A 16,263-nucleotide genomic window follows, 5' to 3' on the forward strand; every position below is an offset into this window, starting at 1 on the left:
ATTTTACTTTTCGTGCCTCAAGCTTTCTCCTTTCCAAACTAATATGTTGCACATTTCAGGTATCCTATCAGCTATTCTAGAACCATATCGTTCTAATATGTTTGACATCGATAAATTTGTTGTAATGATGGTTAAAGATTTCCCTTTGTGTCTTTCAAATAATACTTCCTCCATTAACTCGTAAGAGTTAAAAGCCTTTTTTTCAGCACCTAAATCATCAAAATTTATTTTTCCTTTATAAAAACTTTTAATATTGAAATCAAGATGATCTTTCTTGGAAGACAACATATACCCGCTAACCATACTAATACAACTTACTGTTCTAAAATGCATTCTAGCGTATCTGTGTTTTTTTATCAGCTCTCTGCCTGCTTTAGACAATATTTCAAAGAGTTTACTTTTTCCTACTCCTATTTCACCAGAAATAAATAACCCCTTGACTAATGAAGGTTTGTTTTTTATAATTCCATTTTTATCAAAGTTTTCATCCCCAGCAAAGTATCTTAGTATTGTAAAAACTATTTCCCTATTGAAATCGTTAATCTTAAAAGCGCATTTAGATTCTTTGCAATAATCTTCTGGTTTGGTCTCTAATATTTCATTGGAAGCTTTTTTAAACTCATTCCATAAAATATTTTTATCTATCGATACAATCTCTTTATCCACTCCAACCACTTCTTGAATGATGCATTTTTTATTCATATTCCTTCATTTTTTCTATAAGTGACTCTCTGTTCAAAGTTTCGACAGTACTCTGTTTAGTTTCTGACTCTAGTTTTATTTTTTTATCTACCCAATCTGTTTCGTCCCAACTTGATTGGTACCCCCACCATCCATGTATCTTTTCTTTTGTGTGTTTTTTGTAATCGAAGTATGCAAGTGTTTGTTTTTTAAAATTTTCAAATTCATTTTTGTTTTTTAAACTTCTTAGAAAACCATGAACTTTTATTTTTTGAGATTCTGTAGTTTGTGAAAAATAATTACAAATCAATTTTTCAAAATCACACATCTCACTTGTTTGTTTGTTTATTGGTTTATTGGTTATATGGTTTATTGGTTTATTTATACTAACAGTGCCTTGTAATGTGCTTTGGCTTTGCTTTATACTTTGGATTGATGTTGCTTTGTCTAGTGCTTTGGTTGTTGCTTTGGTATTATTTACAATAGCAACTATATTACTAGTATGTTGGTTTTTTGATTCTTCAATCATATCTATGAACCCCCAATTAACTAGATCAGTCAATCCCTTTTTATAAGTTTTCCAGTTTTTTACTCCAATAGCCTCCATTACCATGTGTGATGGAAGACCAAATTTTTCTTTCCATCCAAGCCTATTACATTGCTCAATTGCGAAAAAGTATATAGCAGTATGAATAGGTCTTATTAATTCTGGGTTTTCAAATGAGAAATCAAACCATTGCCTACTTAATTCATAACTATTCATAATCTTCTATTCTATCGGGGTAATTAATTTTGTTTTCAACTGCCATTTCAATTAGCTTTATAGTTGTTTTTAATGGCGTAACAACTTCTTTTTGAATTTTCTTATAATCCTCCTTATTGTAACTCTTTATGCATAGTAATTGAGCATCCTCCGCCTCTCTAAGTGTTGTTTTCAATAAGTTTATAGGATAATTCATATTCTTTCTATAGTCTTTGCTATAAGATTATTAAAAGTGTTTGTTTTACTTTCCTGGGCGTTTGATATGAACTCTACAGAAAGTTTGTCTCCTTCCTTTAAATACTTCCCTATCTCTTTTAGTTTTCCTCTTAACTCAACCCACATTGAGTTGCTTCCTTCTTGAATTTTAACTTTCTGCTTTGGCGGCTTACTTTCATACTTTACCTGAATAACAACTCCCTGTACTTTCATTATTTTATTACCATTTGTATTTTAAACTTGTATAGGTTTCTTAACTTTTTTAGAGCAAAGCTTTTTTCTGCAATAAGAGCATCTTCATTAGTAGCATAAATACCTACTATCTTCTCTTGTTGATCTACATAAGAAGCAAACTCTTTTACTTTCTCTATGTATTCTTCCATTTTTACCCCCCCCCGTTTTTGAAGTCATGATATTATTTATTTAAAGTGTTTATATCAACCGCTAATCCTTTTTCTATTAGTCCGAATACGTCGAAGTGCCACTCAAATACTCTTTGAATACTTGTATATGATAACATTGTTAATGGATTAAAATCGTTTCTTAATATTTGTGACCTCTCATTTTCATTAAACGTTTCATACAAATCAATCCACCCATGTTCAGTTAAAAAACGTTTTTTCAAGTATGATAGTGGTCTTAAAGCTAATTCTAAAGCGCAATCATTACAGTCTGCGTCTAAATAAAAATCATACCCTTGTGTAGTTGTCAGTAAAACATCTGGATTCACATGAAGTGAATCTATAGTGTCAATAATTTTTGTAATTTCATCAGTAATAACGCATTTTACTTGATGTTCTAAATAAGGTGTAATATGCTTTGATTCTAATTTCATAATTCTTTAAGTTTTTGGTTATAATAGTTGCGTATTCTTTTTAATTCTTCTCGATCCCATTTATGGTTTATCTGCTTATCTAAAGCTGCTATTTCGTTTAGATTTTCAAAACGTTCTTTACCTATTCTATTAGGAAGCCGTACCCTGTATTCACTTTCGTTTCCTTTTCTCCTTATGTTGCATTGAACACATTGACCGTGAATATTATCTTCGTTGAATTTTATACTTGAGAATAATTCTGCTTTATAAAAGTGTCCTGCTTGATGATCTTTGTGATAAGGTTCACCACAGCTTATACATGGCTTTCCTATATCTCTTAATCTTATGTACTTATGACAAACATCCCTTACCGATTTCAACAATGAAGCAAGTCCATTTCTTTGCTTTTTTTCTTCCTTTACTGCTTCTAATTCTCTTCTTTCTTTTGTTGCTTTTAGTTCGGCTTTTGCTAATTTTATCTTTCCATTTTCAGATGTTAAGAGCCAATTAGCATAACAACACATTTTTCCTAAACCGTAAACCCTGTACTTAGTGATTTTACCACATCCATATCCTTTTGCTTGTCCTGTTCCTTTACAGGGCTTTGGTTTTGGTTCTATCATTATTTAAGCGACACTTTTAGTTGACTTTAATTCGATTAACTTCTTTTGATTCTCGGGTATAGAAAGAAGAACTTCATTCATGTAGTCTCTAGCTAAATCAATCATTTCCTTTAATTGTCTATTTCTAATTTCACAGTAATTATGTTGAAATACTTTTACTCTCATTTCTTCAGGAATTTCAATAAAAACACCTTCAAACCACTCTAATTCTACAAATGAGTTGTTTTCACAAAAACTTTCTAATCCTTTTAAAGTAAAAATGTGATTACAAACTGTTTCAACAATCAATTCTTTACTTTGTTCGTTTCTAACATTACCTTCTTGATCTAAAACATTGTGCTTCCAGTCCAATCTCTTTATTTCATCATTAACAAGCTTATTTGGTGTATCTACTAAAACATATACAAGCTCACTCTCTTTAAGATCCCATAAGTCCATATAACAATCTAATTGCCATATGTAGCCTTTGTTATTGATTTTAGTGTCCATTAATGGGAAAGTCTCGTAAGACCATGAAGATTTTATGTCTCTTATTTTTCCTTGTGAATTATCACATTCGCCTGAAAAATATTTATTGGTTCTTCTTTCTTTGTTTTTTAGTAGAAGTTTGTCTAAAACATTTGAATAAGTTGTAATTGATTTATCCTCCTGGACAAGACCTTTATCAAGGTATTTTGCTTGAATTTTTGAACTTCTTTTAGTTAACTCTTCAAAGACTAATTTTTCTAAATACTTTTTTGCTGCATCAGTTAAAGTGCATTTAGCATCCTTTCTTTCTAATAATCCTCCTAATGTTTTAACTTGATTTAAAGTCAAAGGTTTTCCATCGCCTTCGTGTCTAATTTTTAGTTCATTTAATGTCTTTTCTTGATTTGCAGTTAATGGTTTAGGAACTCCCCCCATGATATTAACTACTGCGTGCGGTCTAAATAGATAATTATCGAAGTTCATAACTCTATGCTTTTGTTTCTTGATTAAATACTATTTGATTTTCAGCTTCTGTTATCTCATCAGAAAAAAGCTTTAATTGCTCTTCGTCTAATGAGTTTTTAATTTCTTGAAGTTCTTCGATTGTTTCTGCTTTTTGAATGAAACTTGAAATGCGCTTGTCCTCTTCATTTACCACCTCTACATCTATTGTTTGAGAATCTAAATCTTGAATATCCCCATCAGAGATTTCTGATCCAGTAATTGTACTATATAACCATGCCCTTGCTTTTCTTGTAGCTTTACCAATTATAGCATCAGTTCCCATGAATTTATTAACCTTAATAGGTATTTCAATTTGTCTTTCTCTTTTTGTAGAATTATTTATTGACCAAAAAACATTCATAACAATAGCTGCACTTGTATTCTCTTTGTTTACCCTTGGTAAAGAGGGGACTATCTCATAAGACAACCCTTTGTAGTTTGATAATAAATAACCTAACCCTTGTTTTGTAGGATATGTGTTTCCAGCAATAATGTTGAACTGATTTCCATAAGGCTGTAGACCCATTAAAACTGCTTCTATTAAACAATTTTTTACTATCGCTTCTGAGTACCCTCCATTATTGTCTTTATCTGTTTTGAAACCAAGTACATTTCCTTGAAGCTGCATGATAGGTTTCATGTATTCAGGTGTAAGTAATTGTTTAAGTTCTGCAGTTGCATTAGCTATCATATAAGCTCTTTCAAAACCTTTAAGATTTTCTTGCCCTAATACTGAAACAACACTATTATTTAGTTGTTTTGCAATTTTAAGTTGTGTGTTTTTTTCCATTTCCGATTGTTTTATGTCCGTTGAAGGGTTTGAAGTTATCGCCCCCATACAATCGGACTGTTAATATTATTTGTGTTTTATTTATTGTAAAAGAAGCATCCGTAAAACTCCTGTTATTGTTTTAGGACGAATTATCTTACCTTGGTACTGCAAAGCCTATTACAACTCTTTTTCCTGATTCATTATCAGTGTAGGATTCATAGGTGTAGCTTCCAATATCTTTAGCATGGTTTTCTGCCTCATTCCTTACTTCTACACTCATACCAATAAAAAGCTTTGTTAATCCCTTTTCTATTCGTTTAGTAATCTCTACTCTTTCTTTTGTGTAATACATGTGTTAGTTAATTTTGATTAGTTATTCTTTTATTAATTGGTTGGTTATACCTTCCTCCTACAGATTCCCCCAAAGCTTTCAGAGGAAGGCAATCAACTAACCAAACTTTCATTATTCAAAGTGATGTAATACCCGTTATTTGTTTTTATAGATATTTCACCTTTTCTTAGTAACTCGTTAACTATTTTAATATCCTCATAGTGGTACAAATATTTCTTCCCGACCTTAAAAAAGTTAACTAGCTTTAATTCTCTTAAAGACTGCATTATTTGTCCATTGTATGAGATACCTATCTCATCACAAAAAGCTTTACCTGTTACATTTAATGGATTCATAATTTGTTCTTTATTATTGTCTTGTTTAAAGAAGGAAGGGAGTAGCCAACCCTTCCTCAGTGTGTGTTCCTTTTAAATAAGGTTGCTACTTTTTTATTTTTAATTTTCTTGTGGCACTCCGTTTTGCTTCTGAATGTACTTTTGCATGAAATCAATCGTACTCCCTAGCTCTTCATCTGGCACTCCGTAATTACTGGCTTTAGAAAACCAATGGTTTTTCATAGTATTTACTTTTCTTCCGTTCTTTTCTGATAACTTGATCATGAAGTCAGATTTATCTTCAATCTGTCTTAATAAATACTCTATGTTATTTCCTTCTGTCATTATGCTACTGCTGTTAAATTTGCTTTTAGTAATTTTATTTCTAATTGATTTTCTATTAAGGATAAGCCACTTCTTAACCCAGATATGTAGCTTTCTGTATCGTTATAATAGTGCGTGCTAGAATTAGCAACAGAATACATCCATACACCCATATCCTTATAGGACTCATACACTTCTACTAGCAACCTTCGCTCGTTATTAACTATAGATTTTTTTGTAGTTACCACAATTTTGTAGCGGTTACCATTTGTTAAATACCCAGTAAAATTGTTTGCTATGATTTTCATAATTAAAGGTTTTGGAATTCTAAGTTGTTAGTTATTTGATTGATAAACTCATCTTCTAAACTCACCTCTCCATTGTGTGAATTAATAACAACATTGATACTTGAAACACAATCAAATTTGAAATCTCCGCCTCTCCATTCAACTAAAACCTCCCCACTTATTACTACATAAAAGTTTTGCGTTTCAAAATTTATTGAGAAATCAACTGTAGAATAAACATCTCCATCATACTCTGGATAATCTGTTTTAATTGGAAACAAAGCATTCAACACCTCTTGCTTTTTTGTTAATGTTATACTATCTAATACAATTGTTTCCATATTTTGTATATCTTTGTTGTTGTTGTTGTTGTTGTTGTTGTTGTTGTTGTTGTTGTTGTTGTTGTTGTTGTTGATACAAACATACGATACATATTTCGTATATACAATATTTATTTCGTATTTTTACGAAAAATAATTGCTTTTTTATGGAAATACATAATAGGATTGAACAAATAATGAACTCTAAAGGCTTAAATTACAGATCTTTAGGGATTTTGATTGGATATTCTGACTCGCAAACAAGAAACGTTGTGTTAGGGAAATCTATACCAAAAGTTGACTTTATACAAAGTTTACTTCGTGTTTTCCCTGAAATTGATGTTAAATGGCTTATAACTGGCGAAGAATCAAATTTTAATCAAAAAGAAATAGCTCCTAATAATATAGAAGCTATAGCTATAAGCGTATTTGATAATTGGGATATATTTATGAAAGACAGATTGTTTAAAGCTAACTTCGAAAGTAAAGCTGCTTCTTGGGCTTTAAATATTAAGAAAGAGCATAGTTAACAGGTATATGTCTTAAGTACATACCTTCGACCTGTTCTTGTGTCATAGAACATAATTCTTTAGTTAATTTTTCTTTTTCCTTCTCTGCTTTTTCTTCTAATTGTTCAATAAGATTTCTTTTTGAATCTTTAATTCTATCAGAAATTAAATCAGAGTTATTAAACTTATCTTTGTAATTATTACTCATTGTCTAAAGCGTTTTTAAGTAAGTTTAATGATTTTTCTTTATACATAAGTTTCTTTTCCTCTTTTATCATATCCTCATCTTCTAAATCTCCTAAAACAAAATCAAACAATTTTTTAATTAAAGTTTTAAGTTTGTCTTCAGAATATAATAGTGCTTTCTGTATAAGGATAAGAACTCTTCCTGATAATATTGATAAAAATATCATGCTAGACCAATAATAATAAGGAGGGAAATCAGGTGTGCCCCATAATTCTTTTTTGGGAACCAAAATATGAATAACAAAAAAACATGCTACGAATAATACCATGAATGATATTAATCTAAACACGTTTTTGTATTCATTACTTATCTTTTGGCTAGAAAAATATAACAGCAACCCTGCGGATAATAAACATATTCTATTTCCAATTGCGTAAAGAAAAGAAGACATGTATGTGTACCCAAACCACCCTTCAGTATCATTTATTCCGTAGAATATATGCAAAAAAGGAGCTAAACAGCCAATTAAACATAATATGGTTAAATATACACTACTCTTGGTCGTCAGGAACGCCATTGCAGTTTCTATCGTTTGGCGGGCACTCTTTTTCAGGGTCGATAAGTTTAGCAATTTCTTCAGTTTGGATAGAAGATAAAACTTGTTGTAATTCTTGTGTTTCTGTTTCATTTGGTAAGTTTTCTTCAGTATTATCTGTACAACTTGATAACATAACCATTCCGAATAACGCGATTAATAAAAATACTTTTTTCATTTTACTTAAATTTTCAGATTAATATTCAAGTAAAAATAAGCATCTATCAACTATCATTCAGTTAGTTGCATCATTTGTTTTGATAAGTTTTTAACAATTAATATTTAAGGAAAAAAACTAAATAGTTTTTTCACAATTTTTTTTTATTTAAAGAAAACACCATACAAACATAATTTATTTTTTGAATTTGTAGTGATGAAATGTTAAAATTTTGATTTTTTAACATTTATATCAGGGTTTTCCCTATATGATTCTAAAGTTGACTAAGGGAAAACCCTGAGTTTTATTTAACATTTCTTTAACATTTTAAATGTTTTACGGATTACCTTTTTGAAATTAGTTTTTTTTAAATAGGTTTACAATATTATAAACCAAATTAACCAAACTATGAAAAAAATACTGCAACTTATATTTTTATTTACTTCCCTAGTTTCTTCAGCTCAATTAGTAATTGACGATATAGGTTATAAACCAATATATACTTCTGTAAATGAAATAGACCTAAAAAAAGAGGAAATTAAGTTAAACACAGAAACTTGGTTGGTTGAAAAATTTAAAAACACTAACAATGGTATTAAACTGAATAATGATGAAAAGATTATTGGAAAGGGTTCGTTTGAAGGGTTGTTAATCAACGGTATCGGAGGTAAAGGAAGTTGTTCTATCAATTATATTATGAACATTGAATTCAAGGATCAAAAGTATAGATTAAAAATACATTCCTTTTCTTTTGATTCGCAAGAATATGGTTTGTTTGCTCTACAATTGTTTAAATATTCCACAAAAGATTTAGAAAGTTTTAAAGAGTCTATTTTAACTTATAGTGAAACAGAATCAGGATCTTTAAAAAAAAGGCTTATCAAAATGTCAGAAAACCCAAAAAAACTATTGAAGTTCTATGAATACACTAAAACAAGAGATGATTTTATGTTAGATCAAATAAAAGCTGAATGCGAACAATTAAATGCCTCTCTGAAAACTAATTTAATAAAACTACAAAAAGAAGAATGGTAGGATATAGTTTTAGATAAAAAAGCACTTATTTTTGAACTAATATTGAACAAATAATATATTAATCAATAAATAAAACCCAGTATATATAAGGATTCAAAAATATACGATGACGTTAATAACGTATATCATTCAATGGAAGAATAACAAATAGATAAAGAAGAAAACTACAACGCCGAACAATTTGGCATGAGTTCATCAGACTATAAAAAAGCTTTTAATACTAAAGCTTTTTTAAATGTTGACAGGTAAAATCCTTATAAACCTACTAAATCCAACGTCTTTTTACGTTGGATTTTTTTTGTTTCAGTTTCTATAAATTTATCCACGAAATAAATTTCTTTTGGAATTTCGTATTTAGAGAGTTTTTTTAGACTTTTCACTTCAGTTTTTAAAGACTTCTCGACTGCGCTCGAAGTAACACCTTCAACAATCAACACCAACTTCTCTCCTAGTCCTTTATCAGGAATACCTATAACAAAAAAACGGTTAGTAATAATTTTAGAGAGTTTTTCTTCTATTTTCTCTGGATGTAATTTAACTCCTCCTGAATTGATTACATTATCGTAACGCCCTAACCATTCAAATTCGGTTTCAGAAACCAAATGAACTACATCATTTGTGACAATTCTTTCTGTTGATACTTTTGGCGCATCAATCACTAAACAATTTCGACTGTCTTGAGAGAGTTGTATGTTAGGCAATGCCTTATAACATTCGTCATTACGAACAAATTTCATTTGTGAAGTAATCTCTTTATCGACAGATTCCTTCATCATCCCTCCTCGCAATGACGTATAATTATTCAACTTTTTAACAGCAATATGTGTAATTGTTTCTGTCATTCCATAGGTAGCAAAAACTTGAGTAGGTAAATTCTGAATTTCATCTATCAAGTCGTTAGACACTACGCCGCCTCCAACAATCAGTTTTTTAACCTTATGCAAATCTTCTAACGAGTTTTGCAACTGTAAAGGTACCATTGCAGAAAAATCATAGACTTCTTTATCTGTTCCTTCTAATGGATTGGAAACAGCTTCTACTATATCTAGTCTCCACCCCAATGTTAATGCACGGACTAACATCATTTTCCCTGCAATGTAATCGGTAGACAAACAAAGTAAAGCTTTAGTATTTTCTTTTAAATCGAAGAAAGCTCCTGTTGCCTTAGCAGAATTTACCATATGCTTTTTTTTTAGCGGAATTGGTTTAGGTTTTCCTGTAGAACCAGAAGTTTGCACTACCACAAAATCATCTGCATTAAACCAATCTGACAAAAAGGAAAAGACAGAACTACTAGTTGTTTTAGAAAAACTCAACAGTTCTTCTTCCGAAGTAAAAGAAACTCCGTTTAGTTGAAAATTTTTATGAAAAGTGAGATTTTTCAATATAGCAAAATGATGTTTTATAGTTACTCTTCAGTAATTACTGGTTTTTCAATCCGCCCCAATAACTTTTCTTTCCAGTTTTTCCACCCATATTTTCTTGAAAACAATATCAACATCAACGGATATAATACCAATACTGGTAAAAACATCTCAACACCGACAGAAGGATCTGAAGTATCTACAAACAAAGCATCTGTTTGAAAAACAGTCCAATCAGTAGTTACTAAAAAAGCTGCCACTATATTGTTAATAGCATGCAACCCTAAAACTAACTCAGTACCTTCATCCATTAACGTTGTAATTCCAAAGAAAAAACCTGTTCCTATATAGAAAACCATAGAAACATACCCTAATTTCTCTACCTCTGGGTTTGCACCATGCAACAAACCAAATGCCACGGAAGTAATAATAAGTGGCATCCATCTATTTTTAAACCAAGTTCCTAAGCCTTGCATAAAATACCCTCTAAACAATAATTCTTCAAAACTTGTTTGTATAGGTAAAAACAAGAATGATACAATTACCAACGTAAAAAACGGAATAGGTTTAAAATTCCATGTGTAATTTTCTGGAGAGAAAAAAATATCAGAAGCTACAATAGAAATAGACACCAATCCCCAAACTATGAACCCAAACCAAAAACGTTTCCAGTCTATTTTTTTTCTACTGGTTACAACTGTTTTTACAGCTCTCTTATGTATGTATTTTACCCCAAGTAATAAAGAAATCAACCCAAAAGCAAACATGATAACCATCAGAAATAGAAATAAATTTTTATCAATTCCTAAAGTCATAAAACTATTCTCAGCTGCTCTTGAAAACTCAGCCATATTTTCTGAATACAAAACTGCAGTTACTGCTAACGGTATCGCGCCTATAAACTGCCATCCAAATAGAACTATAAAAATAACTACCAAGTATAAATACCACTGATTTTGCCCTTTATATGCTTGTTGTATAAAATTCATTGTTAAATATTAAAATACCAGGTTTTATTCTTGTTGTAACCTAAACTTCCATTCGAAACTTCTAACGGACTCTTAAAATTATTTGTAAATAAACTTCCCGTTCCTAACCCTTGAGGTAGTGGATTGTTTAGTGTGTACGTCCATTGTGCAATTGCATTCAATCCAATATTACTCTCTAAAGCTGAAGTTATCCAGTTTCCAGCTTGGTTATTAGACGCAATTTGAATCCATTCGTTACTTCCTTGAAAACCTCCTACCAAACTTGGTTTTAAAATAATGTATTGTGGTTGAATTGTAGCGATACATTTTTCTTTTTCTTCGGAAGAGAATATGCCAATTAATTCTTCGTCTAGAGCAATAGCTAATGGAGTTTTTTCACACAAACTTGCCATTTCTTGCCACTGTCCTTGCTTTATAGGTTGCTCTATAGAATGTAAGTCTAACTCAGATAATCGTTGTAATTTTTCTAAAGCATTCTTTGGTAAAAATGCTCCGTTAGCATCAACTCGAAGCTCTATTTCTTTAGCTGAAAATTCTTTTCGTATTGATTTTAATAATTCTATTTCTGTATCAAAATCAATCGCCCCAATCTTCATTTTTATCGTGGTAAAACCTTGTTGCAGCTTATCTTTTATCTGCTGTTGCATAAAGGCTTTATCTCCCATCCAAATCAATCCATTGATTGAAATTTGCTGTTTTCCTTTGGTAAATTCTGAAGGAAATAATTCAAAAGGATTTTCATTTTCTAATGATAAAAAGGCTTGTTCTAACCCGAACTGAATTGATGGAAACTCAATAAGCTCTGGCAATAGTTTTTCTAAACCAAGAGTTATATTTTGACAAACCCACTGAAGTTTTTCTTCGTAACCCGGTCTGTCATCAGCACTTAACCCTCTGAATAAACCACATTCTCCAAAGCCTTGTTTTCCTTCTTTTTCCAAAATTAAAAACCATGTTTCTTTAGTTCTTAAAATTCCTCGTGAAGTACCACTAGCTTGTTTAAAATTTAAAAAGTATTTATGGTAGGTTGCTTTTATCAATCTTTGTTTTTTTAGTTATGAGCTTCAGAAGCTTTTTTAAACTGTTCTAAATATTGTTGACTTATCCTTCTTGGTTTTCTTTTAAAATATGGCAACAAACAACTCATTATATACGATTCACTAGTACTTGTAGTCGTTTGTATTATTTTGGTACTATTACCTTCTGAAGAAAACACATAGTCATCTGTTTTTAGTATACTTTCAGCATCAAAATGAAATGTAATTCTTTTATTAGGATTATATGCTAGCACTTTTTCTGTCATAGTAACTAATCTTCCTTGGTTTTCAACAACAACTTTATAAGTACTTCCTACTTTTTCAGGTTTCTCTTCAAGTGTCTCAATAGACTTCATTTCTGGCATCCATTGCTTCATCAATTCAACATTTTGAAAATCAGCAAAAACCTCATTTACAGGTTTATTAATTTGTACTTCGTTAGTATATATTACTTCTTGTATTACTAATCCTGTTAAAAAAAACGTAAGGATTAGAGCAGTTATAATTCCTAAAATTATTTTAATGGTTTTCATGCTATATCAACCTATAAGGTGTAAAATTAAATTGTTATCGTTTGCCCAATCTCTAATATTAGTAGTTCTTTTTTAGCTTGAGCAAATTTTTCTTTAGCTTCTTCAATATCAATTTCTATTGGTGGAAATGTATTGAAATGACAGCCTATTATCTTATCGCAAATTACTAAATCACTAGCTATAATAGCATCATCTACTCCCATGGTAAAATTGTCTCCTAAAGGAAAAATGGATGCTGTTAAATTCGTAGTCATCGGAATTAATTGCATATCCATTGTTACTGCAGTATCACCTGAAACATATAGTGCTTTTTCACCCGCTTTGATTACAAATCCTCCTGGTTGTCCTCCGTATGTACCATCTGCAAAAGAAGAGGTATGAATAGCATTTACATATTTAGCAGAAAAGGTATCATTGGTATAAGTACCTCCATGATTCATAGCGTGCCCTTTCAACCCTTTAGTCATATAATATGATACAATTTCGTAATTTGAAATAATTGTTGCATTAGTTCTTTCCGCAATACGTTCCACATCTAATACATGATCTCGATGCGCATGCGTAAGTAAAATATAATCTGCTTGGATTACATCTATATTAATGTGAGATGCTTGAGGATTTTCTGAGATAAAAGGGTCTACTAACACGTACGTTCCACTAATTTCAACACCAAAACATGCGTGACCATAAAAAGTAATTTTCATGTATTTATTCTTTTCGCTTAATTCGTTTTCTTATGAAAACAATTAATAAAACTATTAAAAGTATAAATGGCCAAATATTTACCAAACCTATAAAAAACCATTTAACATTATTTATTCCATTAGTAAAAGCATCTGCTATACGTCTTCCAAATGTTTTTGAATAAGCTTTACTTACTTCTTCTTTATAAAATCGAATTGTTAAGGTTGAAAAAGATACTTGATTTTGTAAGTACTTCAAACGTCCTTCCATAGATTCAATTTCAGACCTTACATTCGTTAACTCTCGTTCAACTTCTAAAATTTCTTTTACTGAACTTGCTTTTTTTAGTATTTCACTATACCGTTGCTCTAGTTCTTTTTTTACTTTTAAACGTGCTTGTACATCCAGAAATTGCTCTGTTACATCATTTACAGAAATATTCTTATTATCAAATCTTTCTACTTTTGATGAAATTTCATTTAAAAAAGGATCAAAGTTTTCAGAAGGAATTCGAACAGTTAAATTAGACGTTATATTTTGGGAAGACTTGTACTCGTTATCAGCAGAAATATATCCGTTATATTTCTTTACTGCTTGCTCTATATGATTTCTTGTTTCTAATAAATCATCTGTTTCAAAAGAAATATCGCCTGTTTTAATAAGCTTTCTTTCAATTGTTACTTCTTTGTTGTCTGTTATATTTTCTGATGATTCTATAACTTCTTCAACAACGTCAAAATTTTTTGAATTTTTGAGACTTGCATAAGAGTTGGTGTTTTCTCCTTTGTTATTACAACTAATTAGTAATAGAACTGTCCCGAAAAAAAATGAAATAATTCTCATAGTGTTAAATTTTATCGGGAAGTTACAAAATTTGACCTAATCCGAATAAAATTGAAAAAAGAAAGGTGCTTAAGGCTACTTTTTTCAACTCTCCATCCAACAATACTTCTTCCTTATTTTTATATACGAAAAGTAAGTGCTTTACCAAAGGAAGATAAGCGATTACGAATAAAAACTGGCTTGGTGATTGGTATTTAATTACTACATACAATAGTGCAAATACAAAAGATGCGCTAATTAAAAAATAATGGTACAATTTTGCTGATTCTGCACCCATTTTTACAACCAACGTATTTTTACCTGACTTCGCATCATTCTCTCTATCACGCATATTATTTAAGTTTAGTACCGCTGTACTAAGCAGTCCAACTGTGATTGCTGGGAAAAAAATGACGAAATTTAACTGTTTTGTATATAAAAAATAAGTTCCTACTACTGAAAGCAAACCAAAAAACAAGAAAACAAAAACATCTCCAAATCCACTATAACCATAGGCTGATTTACCTACCGTATATTTTATAGCTGCTACAATAGAGGCTATTCCTAATCCAAAGAAAATAACAGAATATAAAAAGTTGTCTTTTCCAAAAGATATATATATAAGTAATAAAGCAATCATAAATGTAATTGCTCCCGTTACTATCATTGCTTTTTTCATTTGTATCGGGGTAATAGCTCCCGAAGCTACCATACGTGCTTCTCCTTCTCTTTGATTATCTGTACCTTTTACTCCATCTCCATAATCATTTGCAAAATTAGACAATACTTGAAAACCGATAGTGGTTAAGATTGCTAGCCAAAATATTGAAGACTCTAAAACATTACCTTTTCCAACACTAATAGTTGTGTTAAAAAGTTCAGAAGAAACCTTAAAAAAAGACTCGTTTAATCCTAAAAATGCCCCGACAATAATACCTGAAACAGACAATGGTAAGGTACGTAAGCGCGCTGCTTTTATGTAGTTTTTAATCATTCTTAAAAAATAAGATTCCCGCTTTCGCGGGAATGACAATATTGATACTTTTTGTTATTATAAATTATTTGCTTCTGCAATTAATTCTGCAATATCTTTTACTTCAATTTGTGCTTCTTTTTCTTTGAATTTTACACCATCAGTCATCATCGTATTACAATACGGACAACCAGTAGCAATAATTTGAGGGTTGGTTTCTAATGCATCTTCAGTTCTTAACACATTGATATCCTTATCTCCTTTTTCTGGCTCTTTAAACATTTGCGCTCCACCTGCTCCACAACACAACGCTGTTGATTTATGACGCTTCATCTCTGTCATTTTTACTCCCAAACGACGAATTAAATCACGTGGACTCTCATAAACTTCATTAGCACGTCCTAAATAACATGGATCGTGATAAGTTAAACGTTTACCTTTTAAGTTCTCATCTTCTACAGTTAAACGCCCTTCTTTTATTAATTTACTAATATACTGTGTATGGTGGTATACTTTATAATTCCCTCCTAACTCAGGATATTCATTTTTTAAGGTATTGAATGAGTGCGGGTCACAAGTAACAATCGTTTTTACTTCGTAAGCGTTTAAAACCTCTATATTAGTCATTGCTTGCATCTGAAATAAAAACTCGTTTCCGGCACGTTTTGCAGCATCACCCGTTGAACTTTCTTCAGTACCTAATACGGCAAAATCTACCTTAGCTTGTTGTAATATTTTTACAAATGCTCTTGTTATTTTTTTTGCTCTATCATCATAACTTCCTGCAGCTCCTACCCAAAACAACACTTCTGGTTGTTTTCCTTGAGCCATCATTTCTGCCATTGTTGGTACGTTCATAATTCTTTATCGTTTAATTGTTGAACTGTTTTTGTATAAAACCTCTAACTTCTGAGGTTATGTTTTTAATTTTTGAAAATCG

Annotated in this window: 27 protein-coding genes; 2 read left to right on the forward strand and 25 right to left on the reverse strand. The window is 30.8% G+C overall.

Annotated elements, in window-relative coordinates; translation table 11 throughout:
* Positions 1-3: 3 nt before the first annotated feature.
* From DFQ07_RS07385 to DFQ07_RS07445, 14 genes are all read right to left on the reverse strand, one after another.
* On the reverse strand, positions 4-702 hold the full coding sequence (locus DFQ07_RS07385; RefSeq protein ID WP_133535653.1) for a P-loop NTPase family protein: 699 nt from the start codon (positions 700-702) through the stop codon (positions 4-6).
* The gene (locus DFQ07_RS07390) at positions 695-1,444 is read right to left on the reverse strand and encodes a hypothetical protein (RefSeq protein WP_133535654.1); all 750 of its coding nucleotides are present in this window, start codon (positions 1,442-1,444) and stop codon (positions 695-697) included. The genes DFQ07_RS07385 and DFQ07_RS07390 overlap by 8 nt, the downstream gene beginning before the upstream one ends.
* A complete protein-coding gene (locus DFQ07_RS07395; protein ID WP_133535655.1) occupies positions 1,437-1,640 on the reverse strand; it encodes a hypothetical protein in 204 nt (67 codons plus the stop codon). Before DFQ07_RS07395 ends, DFQ07_RS07390 begins: the two co-directional genes overlap by 8 nt.
* Complete coding sequence (locus tag DFQ07_RS07400; protein WP_133535656.1) at positions 1,637-1,873, reverse strand: hypothetical protein; 237 nt, start codon at positions 1,871-1,873, stop codon at positions 1,637-1,639. Before DFQ07_RS07400 ends, DFQ07_RS07395 begins: the two co-directional genes overlap by 4 nt.
* Positions 1,873-2,043, reverse strand: a complete 171-nt coding sequence (locus DFQ07_RS15560) for a hypothetical protein (protein ID WP_166627749.1) — start codon at positions 2,041-2,043, stop codon at positions 1,873-1,875. Before DFQ07_RS15560 ends, DFQ07_RS07400 begins: the two co-directional genes overlap by 1 nt.
* A 32-nt stretch (positions 2,044-2,075) precedes the next feature.
* On the reverse strand, positions 2,076-2,495 hold the full coding sequence (locus DFQ07_RS07405; protein ID WP_133535657.1) for a hypothetical protein: 420 nt from the start codon (positions 2,493-2,495) through the stop codon (positions 2,076-2,078).
* Positions 2,492-3,097, reverse strand: a complete 606-nt coding sequence (locus tag DFQ07_RS07410) for a recombination protein NinG (RefSeq protein WP_133535658.1) — start codon at positions 3,095-3,097, stop codon at positions 2,492-2,494. Before DFQ07_RS07410 ends, DFQ07_RS07405 begins: the two co-directional genes overlap by 4 nt.
* A gap of 3 nt (positions 3,098-3,100) precedes the next feature.
* Positions 3,101-4,048 (reverse strand): hypothetical protein, encoded by a 948-nt coding sequence (locus DFQ07_RS07415; protein ID WP_133535659.1) that lies wholly within the window; start codon positions 4,046-4,048, stop codon positions 3,101-3,103.
* A 4-nt stretch (positions 4,049-4,052) separates the two neighbouring features.
* Entirely contained in the window at positions 4,053-4,859 is an 807-nt protein-coding gene (locus tag DFQ07_RS07420; RefSeq protein ID WP_133535660.1) for a hypothetical protein, read from the reverse strand.
* A 136-nt stretch (positions 4,860-4,995) separates the two neighbouring features.
* Positions 4,996-5,193, reverse strand: coding sequence for a hypothetical protein (locus DFQ07_RS07425; protein ID WP_133535661.1), 198 nt, complete (start codon positions 5,191-5,193; stop codon positions 4,996-4,998).
* Positions 5,194-5,285: 92 nt separating this feature from the next.
* A complete protein-coding gene (locus tag DFQ07_RS07430) occupies positions 5,286-5,528 on the reverse strand; it encodes a hypothetical protein (protein ID WP_133535662.1) in 243 nt (80 codons plus the stop codon).
* Positions 5,529-5,627: 99 nt separating this feature from the next.
* Complete coding sequence (locus DFQ07_RS07435) at positions 5,628-5,852, reverse strand: hypothetical protein (protein ID WP_133535663.1); 225 nt, start codon at positions 5,850-5,852, stop codon at positions 5,628-5,630.
* Positions 5,852-6,139: a hypothetical protein gene (locus tag DFQ07_RS07440; protein ID WP_133535664.1), complete on the reverse strand. Its 288-nt coding sequence runs from the start codon at positions 6,137-6,139 to the stop codon at positions 5,852-5,854. The genes DFQ07_RS07435 and DFQ07_RS07440 overlap by 1 nt, the downstream gene beginning before the upstream one ends.
* A 2-nt stretch (positions 6,140-6,141) precedes the next feature.
* Positions 6,142-6,459, reverse strand: coding sequence for a hypothetical protein (locus DFQ07_RS07445; protein WP_133535665.1), 318 nt, complete (start codon positions 6,457-6,459; stop codon positions 6,142-6,144).
* Between the two features lie 146 nt (positions 6,460-6,605).
* On the opposite strand from DFQ07_RS07445, the gene DFQ07_RS07450 reads away from it, so the two are divergent.
* Entirely contained in the window at positions 6,606-6,968 is a 363-nt protein-coding gene (locus tag DFQ07_RS07450) for a helix-turn-helix domain-containing protein (protein ID WP_133535666.1), read from the forward strand.
* On the opposite strand, the gene DFQ07_RS07455 is transcribed toward DFQ07_RS07450, so the two are convergent.
* From DFQ07_RS07455 to DFQ07_RS07465, 3 genes are all read right to left on the reverse strand, one after another.
* Complete coding sequence (locus DFQ07_RS07455; protein ID WP_133535667.1) at positions 6,949-7,155, reverse strand: hypothetical protein; 207 nt, start codon at positions 7,153-7,155, stop codon at positions 6,949-6,951. The two genes, DFQ07_RS07450 and DFQ07_RS07455, sit on opposite strands and share 20 nt — an antisense overlap.
* The gene (locus DFQ07_RS07460; RefSeq protein ID WP_133535668.1) at positions 7,148-7,462 is read right to left on the reverse strand and encodes a hypothetical protein; all 315 of its coding nucleotides are present in this window, start codon (positions 7,460-7,462) and stop codon (positions 7,148-7,150) included. Before DFQ07_RS07460 ends, DFQ07_RS07455 begins: the two co-directional genes overlap by 8 nt.
* Before the next feature lie 223 nt (positions 7,463-7,685).
* Positions 7,686-7,907 (reverse strand): hypothetical protein, encoded by a 222-nt coding sequence (locus tag DFQ07_RS07465; RefSeq protein ID WP_133535669.1) that lies wholly within the window; start codon positions 7,905-7,907, stop codon positions 7,686-7,688.
* Between the two features lie 387 nt (positions 7,908-8,294).
* Between DFQ07_RS07465 and DFQ07_RS07470 the strand changes: the two genes are divergently transcribed.
* Positions 8,295-8,921, forward strand: a complete 627-nt coding sequence (locus tag DFQ07_RS07470; protein WP_133535670.1) for a DUF4468 domain-containing protein — start codon at positions 8,295-8,297, stop codon at positions 8,919-8,921.
* A gap of 254 nt (positions 8,922-9,175) precedes the next feature.
* On the opposite strand, the gene DFQ07_RS07475 is transcribed toward DFQ07_RS07470, so the two are convergent.
* The 8 genes from DFQ07_RS07475 to DFQ07_RS07510 are packed head-to-tail and all read right to left on the reverse strand — an operon-like array spanning position 9,176 to position 16,181.
* Entirely contained in the window at positions 9,176-10,306 is a 1,131-nt protein-coding gene (locus DFQ07_RS07475) for an AMP-binding protein (RefSeq protein WP_133535671.1), read from the reverse strand.
* A 23-nt stretch (positions 10,307-10,329) separates the two neighbouring features.
* The gene (locus tag DFQ07_RS07480; RefSeq protein WP_133535672.1) at positions 10,330-11,274 is read right to left on the reverse strand and encodes a CPBP family intramembrane glutamic endopeptidase; all 945 of its coding nucleotides are present in this window, start codon (positions 11,272-11,274) and stop codon (positions 10,330-10,332) included.
* Positions 11,275-11,276: 2 nt separating this feature from the next.
* The gene (locus tag DFQ07_RS07485) at positions 11,277-12,314 is read right to left on the reverse strand and encodes an o-succinylbenzoate synthase (RefSeq protein ID WP_133535673.1); all 1,038 of its coding nucleotides are present in this window, start codon (positions 12,312-12,314) and stop codon (positions 11,277-11,279) included.
* 11 nt (positions 12,315-12,325) lie between these two features.
* Complete coding sequence (locus tag DFQ07_RS07490) at positions 12,326-12,844, reverse strand: SRPBCC family protein (protein WP_133535674.1); 519 nt, start codon at positions 12,842-12,844, stop codon at positions 12,326-12,328.
* 26 nt (positions 12,845-12,870) lie between these two features.
* Positions 12,871-13,548, reverse strand: a complete 678-nt coding sequence (locus DFQ07_RS07495; RefSeq protein ID WP_133535675.1) for a metal-dependent hydrolase — start codon at positions 13,546-13,548, stop codon at positions 12,871-12,873.
* A 4-nt stretch (positions 13,549-13,552) separates the two neighbouring features.
* Positions 13,553-14,371 carry a DUF4349 domain-containing protein gene (locus tag DFQ07_RS07500; RefSeq protein ID WP_133535676.1) on the reverse strand — a complete coding sequence of 273 codons (819 nt, stop codon included), beginning with the start codon at positions 14,369-14,371 and terminating at the stop codon, positions 13,553-13,555.
* Between the two features lie 22 nt (positions 14,372-14,393).
* Positions 14,394-15,344 carry a 1,4-dihydroxy-2-naphthoate octaprenyltransferase gene (gene menA, locus DFQ07_RS07505; protein WP_133535677.1) on the reverse strand — a complete coding sequence of 317 codons (951 nt, stop codon included), beginning with the start codon at positions 15,342-15,344 and terminating at the stop codon, positions 14,394-14,396.
* Between the two features lie 57 nt (positions 15,345-15,401).
* Positions 15,402-16,181, reverse strand: a complete 780-nt coding sequence (locus tag DFQ07_RS07510) for a (Fe-S)-binding protein (protein ID WP_133535678.1) — start codon at positions 16,179-16,181, stop codon at positions 15,402-15,404.
* Positions 16,182-16,263: the final 82 nt, after the last annotated feature.

Origin of the sequence: Tenacibaculum caenipelagi (assembly GCF_004363005.1) — a bacterium.
GTDB lineage: Bacteria > Bacteroidota > Bacteroidia > Flavobacteriales > Flavobacteriaceae > Polaribacter > Polaribacter caenipelagi.

Bases quoted from the DNA above. Each gene is read 5' to 3' on its own strand.
- DFQ07_RS07385 (WP_133535653.1), bottom strand. From the start codon at position 702: ATGAATAAAAAATGCATCATTCAAGAAGTGGTTGGAGTGGATAAAGAG.
- DFQ07_RS07390 (WP_133535654.1), bottom strand. From the start codon at position 1,444: ATGAATAGTTATGAATTAAGTAGGCAATGGTTTGATTTCTCATTTGAA.
- DFQ07_RS07395 (WP_133535655.1), bottom strand. From the start codon at position 1,640: ATGAATTATCCTATAAACTTATTGAAAACAACACTTAGAGAGGCGGAG.
- DFQ07_RS07400 (WP_133535656.1), bottom strand. From the start codon at position 1,873: ATGAAAGTACAGGGAGTTGTTATTCAGGTAAAGTATGAAAGTAAGCCG.
- DFQ07_RS15560 (WP_166627749.1), bottom strand. From the start codon at position 2,043: ATGGAAGAATACATAGAGAAAGTAAAAGAGTTTGCTTCTTATGTAGAT.
- DFQ07_RS07405 (WP_133535657.1), bottom strand. From the start codon at position 2,495: ATGAAATTAGAATCAAAGCATATTACACCTTATTTAGAACATCAAGTA.
- DFQ07_RS07410 (WP_133535658.1), bottom strand. From the start codon at position 3,097: ATGATAGAACCAAAACCAAAGCCCTGTAAAGGAACAGGACAAGCAAAA.
- DFQ07_RS07415 (WP_133535659.1), bottom strand. From the start codon at position 4,048: ATGAACTTCGATAATTATCTATTTAGACCGCACGCAGTAGTTAATATC.
- DFQ07_RS07420 (WP_133535660.1), bottom strand. From the start codon at position 4,859: ATGGAAAAAAACACACAACTTAAAATTGCAAAACAACTAAATAATAGT.
- DFQ07_RS07425 (WP_133535661.1), bottom strand. From the start codon at position 5,193: ATGTATTACACAAAAGAAAGAGTAGAGATTACTAAACGAATAGAAAAG.
- DFQ07_RS07430 (WP_133535662.1), bottom strand. From the start codon at position 5,528: ATGAATCCATTAAATGTAACAGGTAAAGCTTTTTGTGATGAGATAGGT.
- DFQ07_RS07435 (WP_133535663.1), bottom strand. From the start codon at position 5,852: ATGACAGAAGGAAATAACATAGAGTATTTATTAAGACAGATTGAAGAT.
- DFQ07_RS07440 (WP_133535664.1), bottom strand. From the start codon at position 6,139: ATGAAAATCATAGCAAACAATTTTACTGGGTATTTAACAAATGGTAAC.
- DFQ07_RS07445 (WP_133535665.1), bottom strand. From the start codon at position 6,459: ATGGAAACAATTGTATTAGATAGTATAACATTAACAAAAAAGCAAGAG.
- DFQ07_RS07450 (WP_133535666.1), top strand. From the start codon at position 6,606: ATGGAAATACATAATAGGATTGAACAAATAATGAACTCTAAAGGCTTA.
- DFQ07_RS07455 (WP_133535667.1), bottom strand. From the start codon at position 7,155: ATGAGTAATAATTACAAAGATAAGTTTAATAACTCTGATTTAATTTCT.
- DFQ07_RS07460 (WP_133535668.1), bottom strand. From the start codon at position 7,462: ATGGTATTATTCGTAGCATGTTTTTTTGTTATTCATATTTTGGTTCCC.
- DFQ07_RS07465 (WP_133535669.1), bottom strand. From the start codon at position 7,907: ATGAAAAAAGTATTTTTATTAATCGCGTTATTCGGAATGGTTATGTTA.
- DFQ07_RS07470 (WP_133535670.1), top strand. From the start codon at position 8,295: ATGAAAAAAATACTGCAACTTATATTTTTATTTACTTCCCTAGTTTCT.
- DFQ07_RS07480 (WP_133535672.1), bottom strand. From the start codon at position 11,274: ATGAATTTTATACAACAAGCATATAAAGGGCAAAATCAGTGGTATTTA.
- DFQ07_RS07490 (WP_133535674.1), bottom strand. From the start codon at position 12,844: ATGAAAACCATTAAAATAATTTTAGGAATTATAACTGCTCTAATCCTT.
- DFQ07_RS07495 (WP_133535675.1), bottom strand. From the start codon at position 13,548: ATGAAAATTACTTTTTATGGTCACGCATGTTTTGGTGTTGAAATTAGT.
- DFQ07_RS07500 (WP_133535676.1), bottom strand. From the start codon at position 14,371: ATGAGAATTATTTCATTTTTTTTCGGGACAGTTCTATTACTAATTAGT.
- menA (WP_133535677.1), bottom strand. From the start codon at position 15,344: ATGATTAAAAACTACATAAAAGCAGCGCGCTTACGTACCTTACCATTG.
- DFQ07_RS07510 (WP_133535678.1), bottom strand. From the start codon at position 16,181: ATGAACGTACCAACAATGGCAGAAATGATGGCTCAAGGAAAACAACCA.